At 69.8% G+C, this 17,443-nt stretch carries 18 protein-coding genes; 4 read left to right on the plus strand and 14 right to left on the minus strand.

Annotated elements, in window-relative coordinates:
* The 7 genes from ACQBAU_RS13065 to ACQBAU_RS13095 form a co-directional block, all read right to left on the minus strand.
* On the minus strand, positions 1-375 hold the full coding sequence (locus tag ACQBAU_RS13065) for a response regulator transcription factor (RefSeq protein ID WP_465256829.1): 375 nt from the start codon (positions 373-375) through the stop codon (positions 1-3).
* A 120-nt stretch (positions 376-495) separates the two neighbouring features.
* Complete coding sequence (locus ACQBAU_RS13070; protein ID WP_465256828.1) at positions 496-1,218, minus strand: hypothetical protein; 723 nt, start codon at positions 1,216-1,218, stop codon at positions 496-498.
* Positions 1,211-1,936, minus strand: a complete 726-nt coding sequence (locus ACQBAU_RS13075; RefSeq protein ID WP_465256827.1) for a histidine phosphatase family protein — start codon at positions 1,934-1,936, stop codon at positions 1,211-1,213. The genes ACQBAU_RS13070 and ACQBAU_RS13075 overlap by 8 nt, the downstream gene beginning before the upstream one ends.
* The gene (rsfS, locus tag ACQBAU_RS13080) at positions 1,933-2,301 is read right to left on the minus strand and encodes a ribosome silencing factor (RefSeq protein WP_434551587.1); all 369 of its coding nucleotides are present in this window, start codon (positions 2,299-2,301) and stop codon (positions 1,933-1,935) included. Before rsfS ends, ACQBAU_RS13075 begins: the two co-directional genes overlap by 4 nt.
* A 17-nt stretch (positions 2,302-2,318) precedes the next feature.
* Positions 2,319-2,963 (minus strand): nicotinate-nucleotide adenylyltransferase, encoded by a 645-nt coding sequence (gene nadD / locus ACQBAU_RS13085; RefSeq protein WP_434551588.1) that lies wholly within the window; start codon positions 2,961-2,963, stop codon positions 2,319-2,321.
* 4 nt (positions 2,964-2,967) lie between these two features.
* Positions 2,968-3,108 (minus strand): hypothetical protein, encoded by a 141-nt coding sequence (locus tag ACQBAU_RS13090; protein WP_434551589.1) that lies wholly within the window; start codon positions 3,106-3,108, stop codon positions 2,968-2,970.
* Between the two features lie 10 nt (positions 3,109-3,118).
* Entirely contained in the window at positions 3,119-4,381 is a 1,263-nt protein-coding gene (locus ACQBAU_RS13095; protein WP_434551590.1) for a glutamate-5-semialdehyde dehydrogenase, read from the minus strand.
* 165 nt (positions 4,382-4,546) lie between these two features.
* On the opposite strand from ACQBAU_RS13095, the gene ACQBAU_RS13100 reads away from it, so the two are divergent.
* Positions 4,547-5,677 (plus strand): GntR family transcriptional regulator, encoded by a 1,131-nt coding sequence (locus ACQBAU_RS13100; RefSeq protein ID WP_434551591.1) that lies wholly within the window; start codon positions 4,547-4,549, stop codon positions 5,675-5,677.
* A 24-nt stretch (positions 5,678-5,701) separates the two neighbouring features.
* Positions 5,702-6,721, plus strand: a complete 1,020-nt coding sequence (locus ACQBAU_RS13105) for an LLM class flavin-dependent oxidoreductase (protein ID WP_465256826.1) — start codon at positions 5,702-5,704, stop codon at positions 6,719-6,721.
* A 30-nt stretch (positions 6,722-6,751) separates the two neighbouring features.
* On the opposite strand, the gene ACQBAU_RS13110 is transcribed toward ACQBAU_RS13105, so the two are convergent.
* Both ACQBAU_RS13110 and ACQBAU_RS13115 read right to left on the minus strand, forming a co-directional pair.
* Positions 6,752-7,780, minus strand: coding sequence for a cation diffusion facilitator family transporter (locus tag ACQBAU_RS13110; RefSeq protein ID WP_465256825.1), 1,029 nt, complete (start codon positions 7,778-7,780; stop codon positions 6,752-6,754).
* Positions 7,777-8,139, minus strand: coding sequence for an ArsR/SmtB family transcription factor (locus ACQBAU_RS13115; RefSeq protein ID WP_465256824.1), 363 nt, complete (start codon positions 8,137-8,139; stop codon positions 7,777-7,779). The genes ACQBAU_RS13110 and ACQBAU_RS13115 overlap by 4 nt, the downstream gene beginning before the upstream one ends.
* A gap of 113 nt (positions 8,140-8,252) precedes the next feature.
* Between ACQBAU_RS13115 and ACQBAU_RS13120 the strand changes: the two genes are divergently transcribed.
* Both ACQBAU_RS13120 and ACQBAU_RS13125 read left to right on the plus strand, forming a co-directional pair.
* A complete protein-coding gene (locus ACQBAU_RS13120) occupies positions 8,253-9,131 on the plus strand; it encodes an alpha/beta fold hydrolase (RefSeq protein ID WP_465256823.1) in 879 nt (292 codons plus the stop codon).
* A gap of 155 nt (positions 9,132-9,286) precedes the next feature.
* Complete coding sequence (locus ACQBAU_RS13125) at positions 9,287-12,325, plus strand: DUF4838 domain-containing protein (protein WP_434551596.1); 3,039 nt, start codon at positions 9,287-9,289, stop codon at positions 12,323-12,325.
* A gap of 285 nt (positions 12,326-12,610) precedes the next feature.
* Here ACQBAU_RS13125 and proB read toward each other — a convergent pair whose 3' ends face one another.
* The 5 genes from proB to rplU form a co-directional block, all read right to left on the minus strand.
* Positions 12,611-13,735: a glutamate 5-kinase gene (gene proB, locus ACQBAU_RS13130; RefSeq protein WP_434551597.1), complete on the minus strand. Its 1,125-nt coding sequence runs from the start codon at positions 13,733-13,735 to the stop codon at positions 12,611-12,613.
* Positions 13,728-15,245: a GTPase ObgE gene (obgE, locus tag ACQBAU_RS13135; protein ID WP_465256822.1), complete on the minus strand. Its 1,518-nt coding sequence runs from the start codon at positions 15,243-15,245 to the stop codon at positions 13,728-13,730. Before obgE ends, proB begins: the two co-directional genes overlap by 8 nt.
* Positions 15,245-16,417, minus strand: coding sequence for an ATP-binding protein (locus ACQBAU_RS13140; protein WP_465256821.1), 1,173 nt, complete (start codon positions 16,415-16,417; stop codon positions 15,245-15,247). The genes obgE and ACQBAU_RS13140 overlap by 1 nt, the downstream gene beginning before the upstream one ends.
* A 197-nt stretch (positions 16,418-16,614) precedes the next feature.
* Positions 16,615-16,887 (minus strand): 50S ribosomal protein L27, encoded by a 273-nt coding sequence (rpmA, locus tag ACQBAU_RS13145; RefSeq protein WP_434551600.1) that lies wholly within the window; start codon positions 16,885-16,887, stop codon positions 16,615-16,617.
* Positions 16,888-16,923: 36 nt separating this feature from the next.
* A complete protein-coding gene (gene rplU, locus ACQBAU_RS13150; protein ID WP_434551601.1) occupies positions 16,924-17,232 on the minus strand; it encodes a 50S ribosomal protein L21 in 309 nt (102 codons plus the stop codon).
* Positions 17,233-17,443 lie beyond the last annotated feature (211 nt).

Consider the following 17,443-nt stretch of genomic DNA (forward strand, 5'->3'; position numbering starts at 1 on the left):
TCAGGGCCGCCCGACGAGAGCCGCCACGCGATGCACCAGCTCACGCGGGCTGAAGGGTTTGACCAGGTAGTCGTCGGCGCCGGTGGAGAACCCGGCATCCACGTCGACGTCGGAGGACCGGGCGGTCAACAGCAACACCTTGGTGTCGGCCAGCGACTCGTCGGTACGGATCCGCCGCAGCACGTCCAGCCCGGACATCCCCGGCATCATCACGTCCAGCACCGCCAGCCCGAACGTGTCCGCGGCGAGGCTGTCCACCGCAGCCGAACCGTCGGGGACCTCGGTTACCTCGTAGCCGGCCTGGGTCAGTTTGAACGACACCAGCTGACGGATGTCGTCATCGTCGTCGGCAACGAGGACCTTGCGGGGCGACATGATTCTCCTGTGGCGGCGGGGGGACGCACTCGACACTTCCGGGCGTACGGTCCACCCGGTAGGCCCCGATCCTACTGGAATGCCTCCGGCCTCCGCACGAGCTCAGGCCGCCGGCATCACTCACGGCGCGGGCGCCACCGGTGAGCGGGAACGTCGGGCACCGACCAGGGTCCCGCCGACGAAGGCGACCACCGCACCCACCAGCACCAGCAGGATCGGCACCCCGGGCAGGTGTACGCCGAGCACGTCGTGCAGCCCCAGCGACAGCACACCCGGCACCGTCAGCAGGCCCGCAGCCAGCGCACCGACGGCCGCTCCGATCCGGACCCCGGGGAAGCGGCGGCTGATCATGACGAGCAGCCCGGCCAGGCCCAGGATCACCACGACCTCGCACACGACGGCGACGAACACCACCACCGCTGAGCGGGTCAGACCGAACATGGCCGGCAGGGTCTGGAGCGGCTCGGCCAAGCCGATCAACGCCGCGCCGACGACACCCAGCACCGCACCCCCGGACGGGCCGGCGGGGCCGGGGTCGGCGCGGCGGGTCAGCACCAGCACCGCGGCGATACCGGTGCACACCAGTCCCCCGACCAGCGCCAGCGCGGAGCCGACCTCGACGGCGGTCGGCAAGCGGGCCAGGCCGACCAGACCCACGACCACGGCGAGCAGGAGTCCGACCAGAAAGGCGCCGCCGATCACCGGACCGGCCGTACGACGCTGCTGCCTCGGGGTCACCAGCACGCCGACGGCCACCGGCAGCGACAGCGGGATCCCCAGCGCCACCACCGTCAACAGGGCGGCCAGCAACTCCACGATCAGCGATGTCCCCGACTCAACCACGAGCCGACAGTATCCGCTCACCGGGTCGCACCGGCCGCTCTCCGTCCGGCATCCCGGTGGGCCCGACGTTCCAGCCGGCGATCCGCCAGGCCCCGCTGGGGCCTCGTTGCAGGTCGACCCAGTGACAGTTCGACAGCGGTCCCAGCAGCTTCCACTGCTCGTACGGCATTCCCAACAGGGCGGCCGATCCGGCGTAGGCGGCGTGGCCGTGGATGCCGACCAGGACGGTCGAGCCGTCCGGCTCCGCGGCGGCGATCTCGCGGAGCCGGGCCGCGACCCGGGTGCCGACCTCACCGGAGGTCTCCCCCGTCGGTGAGCGACGCACGTCCTCACCGCGGGCGTACCGCTCACCGTACGACGGATCCAACTCGGCGACCTCGGCCGAGGTCATCCCCTCCCAGCTGCCGACGTGGATCTCACGCAGCTGCCGGTCGGTCCGGACGGGGAGGCCGTGCCGCTCGCCGACCGCCAGCGCGGTCGCGTGGGCCCGCACCAGGTCGGAGGCCCAGATGGTGTCGATCCGCTCGTCGACCAACACGTCGGCCGCCGCCTGCGCCTGCTGCTCGCCCACGTCGTCCAAGGGGATGTCGGCCTGCCCCTGGAAGCGGCCGGCCGCGTTCCATGCCGTCCGGCCGTGTCGCAGCAGGATGAAGCGGGTCGCTCCCGTACGGCTGTCCGGCCGCGGGTCGGTGCCGGCCGTGGTCGAGTGATCACTCATCGGCGCTCGTCCACCCCAAGATCAATGCGTGGGCAGTCGCCCCAGATCCGTTCCAGGGCGTACAAGGTGCGCTCCTCGGCATGCTGCACGTGCACCACCACGTCGAGGTAGTCCAGCAGCACCCACCGCTGCTCGCGGGCCCCTTCTCGCCTGGCTGGTTTGGCGTCCAACGCACGCAGCGCCTCCTCGACGCCGTCGACGACCGCCTCGACCTGGCGTTCGTTCGCGGCCGTCAGCACGAGGAAGACGTCGGTGATCGCCAACTGCTCGGAGACGTCGTAGGCGATCGGGTCGGTGGCGAGCTTCTCGACGCCGGCCGCGGCGGCGGCACGGGTGAGTTCGAGGGCTCGCGGGGTTGCTGCCATGGGTGTGTCCTTCCGGCCTACGCGTCGTAGAGGCCGCGCTTGGCGATGTACTGGACGATGCCGTCCGGCACGAGGTACCAGATGGGGTCCTGGGCCTGGCTCCGTTGCCGACAGTCGGTCGACGAGATCGCCAGGGCCGGCACCTCCATCAAGGTGATCCGATCCTTCGGGAGGTGCTCGATCGAGGACGGGTCGAGCTCGCTGCCCGGCCGGGTCACGCCGACGAAGTGGGCCAGCTCGAAGACCTCCTCGACGCCCCGCCAGGTCAGGATCTGCGCCAAGGCATCGGCGCCGGTGATGAAGAAGAAGTCGACGTCGTCGCCCCGTTCGGCGCGCAGGTCGTGCAGCGTGTCGACGGTGTACGTGGGCCCGTCCCGGTCGATGTCGACCCGGCTGGTGGTGAACCGCGGGTTGGAGGCGGTCGCGATGACCGTCATCAGGTAACGGTCCTCGGCCGCCGACACCTCACGATCGGCCTTCTGCCACGGTTGCCCGGTCGGCACGAAGACCACCTCGTCCAGCTCGAACGCCCCGGCGACCTCGCTGGCCGCGACGAGGTGGCCGTGGTGGATCGGATCGAAGGTGCCACCCATCACCCCGAGGCGGTAGCGCCGGGTCGGGTGACCGTTCTCGCGTCGTGCCAGTCCAGCGGGTGTCGTCATGCGATCAGCTGTGCGGGCGACCCTTGCCGAAGAGCAGGACGGCCGCCAGGCACGCGACGAGAATGCCGAACGGGATCAGGAAGTATCCGATGAGCGGGATCGGCAGCTCAGCGGCGGTCTCCAGCGCGAGGATCGGGAACGACATGCCGGTCACCCTACCGGATCTGACCGTTGCCGGTGACGAGGTATTTCGTCGTGGTCATCTCGGGCAGCCCCATCGGACCTCGGGCGTGCAGCTTCTGGGTCGAGATGCCGATCTCGGCCCCGAACCCGAACTCTCCCCCGTCGACGAAGCGGCTGGATGCGTTGACCAGCACCGCCGCTGCGTCGACCTCAGCGGCGAACCGGTCGGCACTGGCCAGCGAACCGGTCACGATGGTCTCGCTGTGCCCCGAACTGTGGCGCCGGATGTGGTCGAGGGCGGTGTCGAGGTCGTCGACCACCCCCACCGACAGATCCAGTGACAGGTACTCGGTGTCCCAGTCCTCCGGTGTCGCCGGCACCACCGTGTCGTCGCCCGGGCCGTACGTGATCGCCCGCTCGTCGGCGTGGCTGGTGACGCCCTCGCCGGCGAGCATCGCGTACGCCTTCGGCAGGAACGCCTCAGCCGCGTCGGCGTGGACCAGCAGCGTCTCGACCGCGTTGCACACCGAGCAGCGCTGCACCTTCGCGTTCTGCAGGATCTCCAGCGCCATCGCGTGGTCGGCGGTCGCGTCGACGTACAGGTGGCAGTTGCCGGTGCCCGTCTCGATCACCGGCACCTGCGATCCGGTGACGACGGCCTCGATCAGGCCCGCCCCGCCGCGCGGGATCAGCACGTCGACCAGCCCGCGGGCCTGCATCAGCTCGGTGGTGACCTCCCGCGGACCGGGCACCAGTTGTACGGCGTCGGGCGCGATCGGGGTGTCGGCCAGGCCGGCCCGGAGTGCCGCCACGACGGCGGCGTTGGAGTCGGCGGCCGACGACGAGCCGCGCAGCAGCACCGCGTTGCCCGACTTGAGGCAGATGCCGGCGGCGTCGGCGGTCACGTTGGGACGGGCCTCGTAGATGATGCCGACGACCCCGAACGGCGCCCGGACCTGCCGGACCTGCACCCCGTTCGGGTTGGTCCAGCCGCGTACGACATCACCCACCGGGTCGGGCAGTCCGGCCAGCTGCCGCAGCCCGTCCACCATGCCGGCGATCCGGTCCGGCGTCAGCCGCAGTCGGTCGATGATCGCCTCGCTGGTGCCGTTCTCGCCCGCCCGGGCGACGTCGCGTTCGTTGGCGGCGAGCACCGGCGCCTCGGCCGCCGCCAACGCATCGGCCATCGCGTGCAGGGCGCCGTCCTTCACCCCCCGCGTCGCGGTCGCCAGCCCGTGCGAGGCCGCACGCGCCCGTACGGCACGGTCACGGAAATCGGTTCGGTTCTCGGTCATCACGCCTCCAACGGTCCAGCCTAGTTGTCGGTGTCACCATGCCGTCGTACGGCTCGTGGGCAGGGCACCTGTTGACAGTTTCCGGTGTTGGTGTTCTGGTGTGGGCGCCCATGAGCTTTCCGGAAACTTTCGACCGGTGTGAACTTCGACTTGGAGGTGGCGTCGATGACGACCAAACGCCAGGCCGACGAGGCCAAGCAGAGCCTGGTCGTGGAGTTGAGCGCCGCCATCGCTCGCGGGGAGCTCCGCCCCGGCGACCCGATCACGTCGGTGGGAGTGCTGGCCCGACGGTACGGGGTGTCCCGGCCGACGGTCCGCAAGGCATTGCGTCCGCTGTTCGACGACGGCGTCCTGGTGTCGGTGCCGTCGGTCGGGGTGTTCGTCGGCCACACCGAGTCGACGCGGTCCGGGTGCTACGTGGCGCTGGTGGATCCGAGCCACGTGGGCCGCTTCGTCGCGACCAGCCCGACCATCCACTCCTTCGAGGAACGCATCAGCACGCACGGCGGCCGCTCGCTGGTGCTCGGCAACGACGCCTTCCTGGACGAGGACCTGCGCTCGTCCATCCCCGGGTCGGTGCTGGGGGTGTTCGTCTTCACCGGTGGTCGGGTCGGTGAGGTGGCCGACGCCGTGGCCGAATCGGTGCCCGTCGTCAGTTACCTGGCCGGGTCCGCACCCCCGCGCGAGCTCCGCGGCTCGCGGGTCACCCACGTCGAGATCGACAACGTCACCGGCGGGACCCTGGCCACCACCGAACTGCTGCGCGACGGGCACCGCGACGTGGCGTTCCTGGGGATCCACGCCGACGACGGTCCCGACGACCCGTTCCCGTGGTCGGCACAGCGGGCAGCCGGCTGGCGGCAGGCCCTGCGCCGACACCTGCCCCGGGTGACGCCACGATGCTTCCAACCGTCGGAGCGAATCCATGATCATCACGCGGCCTCGGAGCACATCGCGGCGACGGCGGCCGATGCGGTGTTGGAGCAGTCGGCCTGCGTCGGGGCCGACGACCTGGTGCTGCTCTCGCTCGTCCGGGCCTGGCAGCGCGCCGGCGTACCGCAGTCGCAATGGCCAACCCTGGTTGGCTTCGAAGGCCTCGCCGAGGCCGAACAACTGCTCGCCTCGTCGGTACGACCGCGCTGGGACGAACTCGGTGTCAAGGCCGCCGATCACCTGTTCGACGGCTCACGGGGGCGGCCACGTCGGGCAGGCAGCATCGATCACGCCGGGATGATCCTGATCAGCCGCCCGCTGGTCACGCACGGCGGATCGTCGGCCCGGTCCGGGAATGTGTGACGACCCCGGGTTGTTGCGTCAACCATGAAGAAGATCGGGTTCCTGTCCTTCGGCCACTGGTCCGACGTCCCCGGGTCCCAGGCCCGCACCGCGGCAGACGTCCTGCAGCAGTCGATCGACCTTGCCGTGGCAGCCGAGGAGTTGGGTGCCGACGGCGCCTACTTCCGGGTGCACCACTTCGCTCGCCAGCTCGGGACCCCGTACCCGCTGCTGGCGGCCATCGGGTCACGCACCAGCACGATCGAGATCGGCACCGGCGTGATCGACATGCGGTACGAGAATCCGTACGCGATGGCCGAACATGCCGGGGCCGCGGACCTGATCGCGGGTGGCCGACTCCAGCTCGGCATCTCACGGGGCTCCCCCGAGCAGGTGATCGACGGTTGGCGGCACTTCGGGATGGCCCCCGGCGAAGGTGAATCGGACGCCGACATGGCCCGACGCCAGACCACGGTGCTGCTGGAACTCCTGCAGGGCAAGGGATTCGCCGAACCGAATCCTCGACCGATGTTCCCGAACCCGCCGGGCCTCTTGCGCCTGGAGCCGTACTCCGAGGGCCTTCGTGACCGCATCTGGTGGGGTGCCGGCTCCAACGGCACGGCCGTCTGGGCCGCAGAGCTCGGCATGAACCTGATGAGCTCCACGCTCAAGGAGGACGAGAGCGGCAAGCCGTTCCACGTCCAGCAGGCCGAGCAGATCGAGTTGTTCCGTACGGCATGGCGGGAGGCCGGCTGGGAGCGGGAACCGCGGGTGTCGGTGAGTCGCTCCATCTTCGCGCTGACCAACGACCTGGACCACGCCTACTTCGGCGGGGCCCGGTCCGATCGCGACCAGATCGGCCAGCTCGACGACTACCGGGCCATCTTCGGCCGGTCGTACGCCGCCGAGCCCGACGAACTCGTGGAGCAGTTGCGGGCCGACGAGGCGATCGCCGCGGCCGACACCGTGTTGTTGACCGTGCCCAACCAGCTCGGGGTGGACTACAACGCCCACGTGCTGGAGTCGATCCTGACCCACGTCGCCCCCGAGCTCGGCTGGCGGTGACCCGCGGCAGCAGCGAGGTGGACCTCGGGATCACCGCTTCGCGGCGGTGACCCTGACGGCCATCTCGTCCACGTTCGGCAGATGCCGCTTGACCGAGGCCTCGGCGTCCTGCGCCAGGCGCTCGGCGGTTGCCAGGCTGGTCGCCGTCGTACGGACGACGGCGTCACCGTGGAGGCGATGGCCGACCCAGCGCAGCCGCACCCGCTCGACCGATTCGATGTCGCTGAGATGGGTCAGGGCGTGCTCGGCGCGGTCGAGCAACTCGGGTTCGATCCCGTCCATGAGGCGACGTCCGACCGAGCGGACGGTACCGACCAGGAGCACCGCGATCATCGCCGAGATCACCAGTCCGACGATCGGATCCGCCAGCGGGAAGCCCAGCAGCACACCGATCCCGCCGATGACGACCGCCAGCGAGGTGAACCCGTCGGTCCGGGCATGCACCCCGTCGGCGACCAGCGCGGCGGAGCCGATCCGCCTGCCCACCCGGATCCGGTACACGGCCACGACCTCGTTGCCGAGGAAGCCGACCACGCCCGCGGCGATCACCCAGCCGACGTTCTCCAGCGGCCTCGGGTTGATCATGCGATCGATCGCCTGGTGGGCCGCAACGATCGCGGACAGGGCGATCATCGAGACGATGAACAGGCCGGCCAGGTCCTCGGCCCGGTTGAACCCGTAGGTGTAGCGCCGCGTCGCGACCCGGCGGGACAGCACGAATGCGATCCACAACGGGACTGCGGTCAGCGCATCGGAGAGGTTGTGAACCGTGTCGGCCAGCAGGGCGACCGACCCGGAGAACGCCACGATCACCGCCTGCACCAGCGTCGTGGCCAGCATCAGCACCAGACTGAACTTCAGGGCACGAATTCCCTCCGAGTGCGCCGCCATCGCGTCGTCGATGGCATCGGCGGGATCGTGGGAGTGCGGGACGAAGATCCCGTGCAGGAGTCCCGCGAACCCCGTCGGGTGGGAGTGCCCGTGGTCATGGCCGTGCACGTGGTCATGGTCGTGGTCATGGCCGTGCACGTGGTGATGGCCGTGGCCGCGCTGGGTCATGCCCGTTCCGCGTGGTGATGTGGGAGCCGATCGTCGGCGACGGCGTGCTCGGCCTGGAAGATCGCGTCGGACACCAACTGCGAGGCGTGCTCGTTCGTCAGCCGGTAGAACACCCGCTGGCCGTCCTGTCGGGTGGACACGATCCGCGCCATCCGCAGCTTCGCCAGGTGCTGCGACACCGCTGCCGGCGACTTGGCGACGATGTCGGCCAAGTGGTTCACCGACAGTTCGTCGTTCTCGCGCAACGCCAGGATGATCCGGACCCGGGTCGCATCGGCGAGCAGACCGAAGACCTCGACGGCCAGCTCCACGAACTCACTGCTCTGGTCCAGACCACACATCTGCTTGTCTGCGTCCATACGCAGATCATTGCACATCTTCGGGGCGTGCAGTCCGGGTCCACTCCCAGCAGCTGGGTAGCGTGGGATGGGACCGCAGCCGCGGCCGCACTCTGGACCCTGAGGACGCATCGATGACGGAGTCACCAGCCGAGCTCGCGGAATGCCCACCGGCCCCCACGGCCCGGGTGGTGCAGACCAGCGTGTCCGTCGACGGAATCTGGCTCCAGACGACCACGGCCACCCCGGTCGCGGTGACCGACAGCTCACCGCTGGTGGTCACGCTCGGCATCCTGGCCACGCTCGACCGCTTCGAGGTGCAACGGTTCCAGATGTTGGCCGACCTGCTGGGCCGTCCGGTCGTGGCACTCGACACCCCCGGCTGGTCGATGGGGCAGGCCGCCTTGCCGAGGCGGGTCCGCGAGCAGTTGTCGACCGGCGGGTTCGCTTGGCTGGCACGACTGCAGGCCGACGCCCTGTGCGGCGCCCACCCCAGGTCGTGCGAACAGCGACCCAGCGTCCTCGGCTACTCGCTGGGGGCGTCGTCGGGCAGCGCGTTGGCCGTCGAGCTGGCCGACCGGTCGGCCGAGTTGCGGGGCCTCACCCTGGTCGAACCCGTGGCCCTGCAGCGGCAGAACCTGGCCGAGCTCGGGTGGCGCAATGTGTCCGACGCTCGCCACAGCGGCCGCTACGCCGCGCAGAGCAAGGGGATCGACTGGGCGGTCGCCCCGACCCCGCCTCGGACCGTGCCGTGGATCGGACTCGGCCACATGGTGTGGGCGATCAGTCGCGGCGGACTACCGGCCACCCTGTCCACATTGCCCCGCGAGGTGCCGATCGAGCTGATCTCGGGCGGCGCGAGTTCGCTCTCTCCGCCCGACCGGGTGGCCGAACTGGCAAGGGACCTGCGCAAGGACGGTCACACCATCGCCACCCATCTGGTGCCCGACGCCCACCACGCCCTGTGGAACTCCCTGCCCCACGTCGCCGCGGTCGCGAAGCACATCCTGTAGCGGCGGAGCGCGTCCCGAAACGCCGTGGCCGAGCGGCCTCCGGACACCACGGCAAGGCGACGTCTCGCCGGATGACACACCACGACGACGGGTATTGTCCGGAATCGGCTCGTCTGCTTGGCTGAGCCCACCATCCCGTGTCACAGGAGCCACGCATGAACGCCATTCCCAGCCTGCCCCGACGTAGCCTCTTCCAGCTCGGCGGTGGTGCCGCCCTCGGCGCCGCCACCGTCTCCCTCACCGGGCCGGTGTCCGCCCACGCCGCCCGCAACGCCACCTTGGTCTCCCGGGGTCAGGCCACCTCGGTGATCCTGCTCCCGGCCGACCCGGACCCCCAGTTGCCCGCCGCCGCCGACGAACTCGTACGGGTGATCAACCGCGCCTCCGGGGCCACCCTCGAGGTGCGCACCGTCACCGACCAAGATCAACAGCCGTCGCCCGACGGCACCGTCCGGATCTGCATCGGATTCACCCTGCCGGGTTCCGACCCGACGATCCCGGCCAAGCTCGACGGCCTCGACCCCGACGGACTGGTGATCGCCCCGTACGGGGACACGCTCACCCTGATCGGCCCGACGCCGTACGGCAGCCGTCACGCGGTGCTGGAGCTGTGCGAGAGCCAACTCGGGGTGCGCTGGCTGCAGCCGACCGAGCTGGGCGAGGACGTCCCGGCGCTGGAGTCGATCAAGGTCCCGGCCCGCGCCACCGTCCAGGCCCCGTCGATGACCTCGCGGGTGATGTACCCGACGCCGAGCGAGGGCATGAGCTGGCGCAAGCCGACCAGTGCGCTGAGCCGATGGGGAGACAACCAGCGGACCCACTGGCGGGTGCAGTTCCACCACGAGCTGTGGAAGATGTTCGACTCCCGCAAGTTCGGCGACCCGAACAAGCCCGAGGACTACCACCCGGAGTGGTACCCGATCATCAAGGGCGAGACCAAGATCCCGACCCCGGGCCTGACCAACGGCTGGCACCCACGGCTGACCGAGCCGAGCCTGGCGGTGGAGGCGGCCCGGCAGCTCGTCGAGTACTTCGACGCCAACCCGGACGCCCCGTCGCACTCCCTCGGTCTGTCCGACGGACCGGGCTTCAGTGAGGATGAGTTGGAGGGTCGCGGCACGAGCCGTACCGGCAACATCGACATGTCCCCGGTCTACTGGGACTTCGTCAACCGGGTCGTCGACCTGATGCTGGAGCAGCGGCCGCAGTACTCCGACAAGCTGATCGGCGGGTTGGCCTACACGTACTCGGAGATGCCGCCCCCGTTCGAGTTGCGGCCACAGGTGGTGCCGTTCCTCACCGGCGACCGCTACAAGTGGGCCGACCCGCAGGCGGCCGTCGAGGATCAACAGTTCACCCTCGACTGGATGAAGGTCGCCAAGCAGGTCGGCTGGTACGACTACGTCTACGGCAATCCGTACTGCATCCCCCGGGTCCCGTTGAAGCTGTACGACACGATCACCAACTGGGGCGTCCAGAACGGTGTGATCGGCCAGATGGCCGAGCTCTCCCACAACTGGGGCGAGGGCCCGAAGCCGTGGGCGTACGGCAAGAAGATGTGGGACGCCCGCAGGTCGATGCCGACGCTCGCGCAGGAGTGGTACGAACGGCTCGCCGGCCGGGAGGCGCGGCCCCACCTGGCGACGTACTACCGCATCTGGGAACAGCTCTGGACCGACCGGATCCCTTCCTCCATGCAGTTCCGGGCGGGACGCCACCTCCCCTACTTCCCGTTCGACGACATGTCGTACGTGGAGGTCGTGCCCCGCGAGGACGTCGACCGGGCCGAGGCCGCGCTCAACCGGGCACTGGCCGCGACGACCAACGAGACCCAGGCTGCCCGGGTGCAGGTGCTGATCGACGAGTTCGCGTACTACCGGGCCTCGGCACTGAGCTATCCGAAGGACCTGCCGGCACCCACCACCGCCGAGGAAGCCCTTGCCCTGTTGGAGGAGATGGCCGGCACCGTGGATGAGACGGTCGCCCTGGTCGGCGAACGACACCGGGTGTGGGACGAACTCGCCGGCGATCAGGACCTGCACTACCGGCGCACCAAGTTCGACCGGTACGGCGCCGACTGGTCGGGCTGGAACACCAAGGTCATGATCACCTTGGCCGACCACGTCCGGGCCGACGGCCCCGGTGCGGCAGCCGTCACCGCCCGCGCAACCGAACTGCGCGACAACGGATCGTCGGCGGACGTGCGTGGCTGGTGCGACCACCTGCTGCGCATGATCAACGACGAGGGCGTGCACTACGGCACGAACCTCGGCTTCGAGGACGGCGACACCACCGGCTGGTCGTTCACCCCGAACCAACCGATCCCGACCGCCCCGGGGGTGGTCAGCGACGTCACCCACTCCGGGGACCACGCCGTCAAGATCAGCGGCGGCTTCCTGACCATGGGGATGAACCAGTCACAGCGACGGCACCGGGCAGGTCCCGGCGTGTGGGTGACCCGCTTCCGCTACCTGGTACCCGAGGGTTCCCAGGCACAAGGCGTGTTCGTCCCGGGCGTGATCGCCCACGACTGGACCGGCGGCAACATCGCCTACAAGCAGGACCACTACATCCCGATGGCCGACAGTGCCGGCGAGTGGGTCGAGGCCCGCTTCGTCGACAAACTGCCGCCCGGCACGAACGAAGTCACCTCGGTGGGGGTCGCCGCCTACATGGGGTTGGGGTCGGAGCTGTATTTGGACGACTTCGAGTACACCTACTACGGCGAATTCGGCGACGGCACCCCGTCCGAGGACACCATCACCGTCGAGCAGGACGGCCTGTACCTCAGCCCGAGCTCGACCGAGAGCGTCGATGACCCGGACGCGTTGGACGGCAAGGCCGCCCGACTGGACGGCGACCGCGGCACCTGGGGGGTGCAGTACCACCTGGGGTGGATGCCGGAGACCGGGACGTTCCGGGTGGTGGCCCGGGTGAAGCTGGACCTCAAGCCCGGCGCCGACCCGAACGCGATCGGTTTCGCCATCGGGTCGTACCGGCATGAGCCGCGAGAGGCCACCAGCCAGACCCACAAGAACTCCGAGTTCACCGACGGGGTGTACAAGTGGGTCTCGGTGAACGGCACGTTCAGCCACGACTCGCAGGGGAAGTACATCTACTTCACCGGACTGGGGAACGACGATCGCGGCGTCGAGGACATCTACATCGATCGGCTGTACCTGATCCCGGCCTGACCGTCCCCGCATCACCGTTCCCGGCCGCGGGGCAAGTGGTCGGCGACTGGTGGTGGACGGCAACACATGTGGTCGAGCGTCGGGGCATGGTCCCGGCGCTCGGCCATCCCCCTGGGGTGAGATTCCACAAACCGACCGGTCGACCGGCTCGAGACGCCGCCACGGTCCCGCCCCAGCCCGTCGACGGGTCGGTTTTCCGAATCCGCCTCGGTAGCCGCCCCAGCCGGCTGGAGCTGACAGAAATCGCGCGGTCGATCAGAGACGACCAGGGCGTCGCGCGGTCGATCAGAGGACGACGAGGGCGTCGCGGTGCACCACGGCGCGGTCGTAGCCCGGTCCGAACTCGGCCGACAGGTCACTGGTGCGGCGGCCGATCAGGGTGGGCAACTCGGCGGCGTCGAAGCCGGCCAGGCCGCGGGCGATGACCGTGCCGTCGGGTGCCCGCAGGTTCACCGGGTCCCCGACGGAGAACTCGCCGGTCACCTTGGTGATGCCGGCTGCCAGCAACGAGGCCTTGCGGTTGACCACGGCCCGTACGGCTCCGTCGTCGAGCCACAGCCCACCGCGGGCCTCGGTGGCGTGGGCCAGCCAGAGCAGTCGGGTGGGCCGACGCTTGCCGGTGGCGTGGAAGAAGGTCCCCACGGGCTCGCCGATCAACGCCCGACCGGCCTGCTCGGCGGAGGTGAGGATCGTCGGGATCCCTGCCGAGGTGGCGATCCGGGCCGCCTCCAGCTTGGTGACCATGCCGCCGGTCCCGACCCCGCTGCCCTCAGCGGTGACGATGATGTCGGTGACGTCCTGCTGGCCGGTGACCTCGGTGATCCGTTCCGCCCCCGGTGTCCCCGGCGGTGCGGTGTGCAGCGCGTCGACGTCGGAGAGCAGTACCAGCAGGTCGGCGTGTACGAGGTGGGCGACCAGCGCGGCCAGCCGGTCGTTGTCGCCGAACCTGATCTCCTGGGTGGCCACGGTGTCGTTCTCGTTGATCACCGGCACCACCCCGAGCTCGAGCAGCTTGCCCAGGGTCCGGTAGGCGTTGCGGTAGTGGCCTCGCCGGGTGACGTCGTCCACGGTCAGCAACACCTGTCCGACCGTCAGTCCGTGATCGGCGAAGCGGGCGGTGTAGTGCGCGAGCAGCAGGCCCTGCCCCACCGAGGCGGCGGCCTGTTGGGTGGCGAGGTCGGTGGGACGGTGGGTCAGGCCGAGCGGTGCGATGCCGGCCGCGATCGCACCCGAGGACACCAGGACCACGTCGTGGCCGCGCCGGGCCGCACCGGCCACCACGGTCACGAGTTGATCAACCGCTGCTCGATCGAGGCCGCCGTCGGAGGAGGCGAGTGAACTCGAGCCCACCTTGACCACGATGCGCCGGCTGCCGGCGACCAGCTCCCGCCGGTCCGGGCTGTCAGTCATCGTCCTGCTCATCCTCCCAGTCACCGCCGAACTCCCCGTCCCCGTCGTACCCGGTCCCGTCGCCGTCGACCTCGTCAGCCTCGGCGGCCTCCCGGGCCGCGTTGCGCTCCCGGCGTCGTTGGGCGGCAGGGCGCAACTCGTCGAACCGGTGGTCCTCGCCACGTCGGCTCAGGATCTCGGCACCGACCTCGAGCTGCGGCTTGAAGTCGAAAACCACCGGCTCCGGGTCGGGACCGATCGCGACCGCGTCGCCCTCCTCGGCGCCCAGCTTCGCCAGCGACGTCTCCACACCCAGCCGGGCGAACCGGTCGGCCAGGTAGCCGACCGCCTCGGCGTTTCCGAAGTCGGTCTGCCGGACCCACCGGTCGGGCTTGTCACCACGGACGCGCCACACGTGGCCGCCGGCGCCGTCGCCGATCCGCTTGATCGTGAACTCGGCACCGTTGTCGACCGCCGGCGGCCGGATGACGATCCGCGTCGGCTCCGGGGCCGGAGCCTCGGCCCGCCGCCTCCGGACCAGCTCTGCCATCGCGAACGTCAACGCCTGCAGTCCCTCGCCGGTCTTGGTGCTGATCCGGAACACCGGGATCCCGCCGGCGGACAACTCCTCGGCAGCCAGGTCGGCAAGCCCCGCGCCGTCCGGTACGTCGACCTTGTTGAGCGCGATCAGCCGCGGCCGGTCCTCGAGCCCACCGTGCGCGGCCAGCTCGGCCTCGATCACCCCGAGGTCGGACACCGGGTCTCGATTCGGTTCGAAGGTGGCGCAGTCGACGACGTGCACCAGGGCGGCACACCGCTCGACGTGGCGCAGGAAGTCGTGGCCCAGGCCGCGGCCCTCGCTGGCCCCCTCTATCAGGCCCGGCACGTCGGCGACGGTGAACGTGGTGTCCCCGGCCACGACCACGCCGAGGTGCGGCACCAACGTGGTGAACGGGTAGTCGGCGACCTCCGGCCGGGCGCGTGAGATCGCGGCCACCAACGACGACTTGCCGGCACTGGGATAGCCGACCAGGCCGACGTCGGCGACCACCTTCAACTCGAGCACGATCTGTCGTTCCTCGCCCTCCTCCCCCAACAGGGCGAAGCCGGGCGCCTTGCGAGCCGACGACGCGAGGGCCGCGTTGCCGAGCCCACCCTTGCCACCGCGGGCGATGACGACCTCGGCACCGTCACCGGTCAGGTCGGCCAACACGTCCCCGGTCCTGGCATCGCTGACCACGGTCCCGTCCGGCACGACGAGGGTCACGTCCTTGCCGCGGGCGCCGTTCTGGTTGTCCCCCTTGCCGGGTTGGCCGTTCTGGGCGCGACGGGTCGACTGGCGGTGGTAGTCGACCAGCGTGGTCAGGCCACCGTCGACCCGGAACACCACCGACCCACCGTCGCCACCGTTGCCGCCGTCCGGGCCACCCAGCGGCTTGAACTTCTCCCGGTACACCGAGGCGCACCCGTGCCCGCCCTTGCCGGCCGCGACGGTCAACGTCACGCGGTCGACGAAACTCGGAATGGCCATCAGTCGGTCCCTTCGTCATCGGTGTGGGCCAGCACCCAGTCATCCATACCGGCCCGGCCGAACACGACGACGCCGCGTTCGGGCTTGGCTACGGTGCCGCGCTGCTTGAGCTCGTCGACCGCCCAGGAGATCTCACTGCTCGACTCACGACCGACGGCCGCGGCGAGGTCCCGCATCCGGAGCCGGCCACCGGCCCGGGCGAGTGCCACCAGACACTCCCTGCCCAACGGCGGTGCCGCCTGCCAGGCACCCTCGAAGTAGGCGTCGATCTGTGGGACGGCGGCCTTGATGCCGGCCTCAGCGACCGCCAGATCGAGCACCGGGGCGCCGTCGGCGCCGTCACGCCGCAGCTCCCAGATGGCGCTGCCGTACTCCTGGATGAACGCCGGGTAGCCGCCGCTGGCGTCCACCGTGCGGTCCAGCGCATCCTCGGTCCAGCGGCCACCGGCGTGCTGCACCGGCAGCTGCAGGGCGTCACGCGCGGCTGACCGGTCCAGGTAGCCCAGGTCGATCCGCCGGTACACCCGCTCGGCGTGGCTGGACGACCGGCCGACCTTGCCCACGGTGTCGTCCGGCAGTCCGGCGAAGGTGACGAAGAGGGGCGGCCGGTCCCCGTCGCGCTCACCGATCAACGAGACCAGCTCGGAGATGTTCACCAGACTGGGCTGGTCGGCGTACTGCGTTTCGTCGATCAGCAGCGCGAGCCCGATCCCGCCACGCTCGACGATGGTGCCGACGGTGTCGAGCAGTGTGCGCATGAATGCGGTGTCGACCAGTGGGTTGGCCTGTGAGGTGACCTCTCGGGCGAGCTCCAGCCCACCGACCGGGGTGTGCACCCCGACCATGGTCAACGGGCCACGGTGCTTGGCCGGGCGCTGTTGGAGCGCTTCGTCGACGGCTGCGGTGATGCGGTCCATCAAGGTCTCGCGACCGATGGTCTGGCACCGTACCCGGACGGCCAGACAGCCGGCCTGCAACGCCTCGTCGGCGAACACCTTGAGCAGCGAGGTCTTGCCGACGCCGCGTACCCCTTGAATGATCAGGTGCCGCGCCTGACTGCGTCCGAACATGTCGAAGTCGGCCATGACGCGCTGCCACAGCCGAATCTCGGTCTCGCGTCCCTCGAGCCGGAACGGGCTCGTACCGGCGCCGGGGAAGAAGGGGCCATCCACGACCACCACTGTACCTACAATCCCTCAAACAGCACTTGTTTTAGGTATTTCGTGTTGCCTGGCAGAGTCGGTCAAGGGCGCCTCCGACAAGCCCGAGGAACGGACCTCTCGACAAGCTCGAGGAACGACACGCTCGGGAAACGAAACGAGGGCGACTCCCCAGCCGGGGAACCGCCCTGTCGTTTCGTACGGTGCCGTCACTCGGCGGCGACAGCAACCTCGGCCGTGTCGATGTTGACGACGCGGCGCCCGCGACGGGTGCCGAACTCCACCTTGCCCGCGACGAGCGCGAACAGGGTGTCGTCGCCACCGCGACCGACGCCGTCGCCCGGGTGGAAGTGGGTACCGCGCTGGCGGACCAGGATCTCCCCGGCATTGACCTGCTGGCCGCCGAAGCGCTTGACGCCGAGCCGCTGGGCGTTGGAGTCGCGACCGTTACGGCTCGACGAGCCTGCCTTCTTGTGTGCCATCTGTCTGCCTCAGTTCTGCTTCGTGTCCGGGGGCGCTCAGGCGCCGATACCGGTGACCTTGACCTGGGTGTAGTGCTGCCGGTGACCCTGGCGCTTGCGGTAGCCGGTCTTGTTCTTGTACTTCAGGATCTTGATCTTGGGGCCCTTGGTGGCACCGAGAACCTCGGCGGTCACGTTGACCTTGCCGAGCTCGTCCTTCGACGAGGTCACCGAGTCGCCGTCGACGACCAGGATCGGCTGCAGCTCGACGGTCGCACCGGACTCACCGTCGACCTTGTCGACCTCAATGACGTCACCGACGGCAACCTTGTGCTGTCGGCCGCCACTGCGCACGATCGCGTACACGACTGACCTACTCTCTTCGCTGTCCTTGGATTGGGCGCGACCACCCAAGCAGGGGTCTGCGCACCGAGGGTCAACAATACGTGGCCGGGAGGCAGCGGGTCAAACCCTCGCATCGACCAACCCGCGTCGACTCATCCCGACATGCCCGCCCACGAACCGCCGGACGTGTCGAACACCACATGTCATACGTCAGCGCTCGGGTTGCGCCTTA

Origin of the sequence: Carbonicoccus niuqiaonis, from assembly GCF_050157065.1 — a bacterium.
Taxonomy (GTDB): domain Bacteria; phylum Actinomycetota; class Actinomycetes; order Propionibacteriales; family Propionibacteriaceae; genus Avipropionibacterium.

Coding starts and splice junctions, on each gene's coding strand:
- ACQBAU_RS13065 (WP_465256829.1), bottom strand. CDS start 375: ATGTCGCCCCGCAAGGTCCTCGTTGCCGACGACGATGACGACATCCGT.
- ACQBAU_RS13075 (WP_465256827.1), bottom strand. CDS start 1,936: ATGAGTGATCACTCGACCACGGCCGGCACCGACCCGCGGCCGGACAGC.
- rsfS (WP_434551587.1), bottom strand. CDS start 2,301: ATGGCAGCAACCCCGCGAGCCCTCGAACTCACCCGTGCCGCCGCCGCG.
- nadD (WP_434551588.1), bottom strand. CDS start 2,963: ATGACGACACCCGCTGGACTGGCACGACGCGAGAACGGTCACCCGACC.
- ACQBAU_RS13090 (WP_434551589.1), bottom strand. CDS start 3,108: ATGTCGTTCCCGATCCTCGCGCTGGAGACCGCCGCTGAGCTGCCGATC.
- ACQBAU_RS13095 (WP_434551590.1), bottom strand. CDS start 4,381: ATGACCGAGAACCGAACCGATTTCCGTGACCGTGCCGTACGGGCGCGT.
- ACQBAU_RS13100 (WP_434551591.1), top strand. CDS start 4,547: ATGACGACCAAACGCCAGGCCGACGAGGCCAAGCAGAGCCTGGTCGTG.
- ACQBAU_RS13105 (WP_465256826.1), top strand. CDS start 5,702: ATGAAGAAGATCGGGTTCCTGTCCTTCGGCCACTGGTCCGACGTCCCC.
- ACQBAU_RS13110 (WP_465256825.1), bottom strand. CDS start 7,780: ATGACCCAGCGCGGCCACGGCCATCACCACGTGCACGGCCATGACCAC.
- ACQBAU_RS13115 (WP_465256824.1), bottom strand. CDS start 8,139: ATGGACGCAGACAAGCAGATGTGTGGTCTGGACCAGAGCAGTGAGTTC.
- ACQBAU_RS13120 (WP_465256823.1), top strand. CDS start 8,253: ATGACGGAGTCACCAGCCGAGCTCGCGGAATGCCCACCGGCCCCCACG.
- ACQBAU_RS13125 (WP_434551596.1), top strand. CDS start 9,287: ATGAACGCCATTCCCAGCCTGCCCCGACGTAGCCTCTTCCAGCTCGGC.
- proB (WP_434551597.1), bottom strand. CDS start 13,735: ATGACTGACAGCCCGGACCGGCGGGAGCTGGTCGCCGGCAGCCGGCGC.
- obgE (WP_465256822.1), bottom strand. CDS start 15,245: ATGGCCATTCCGAGTTTCGTCGACCGCGTGACGTTGACCGTCGCGGCC.
- rpmA (WP_434551600.1), bottom strand. CDS start 16,887: ATGGCACACAAGAAGGCAGGCTCGTCGAGCCGTAACGGTCGCGACTCC.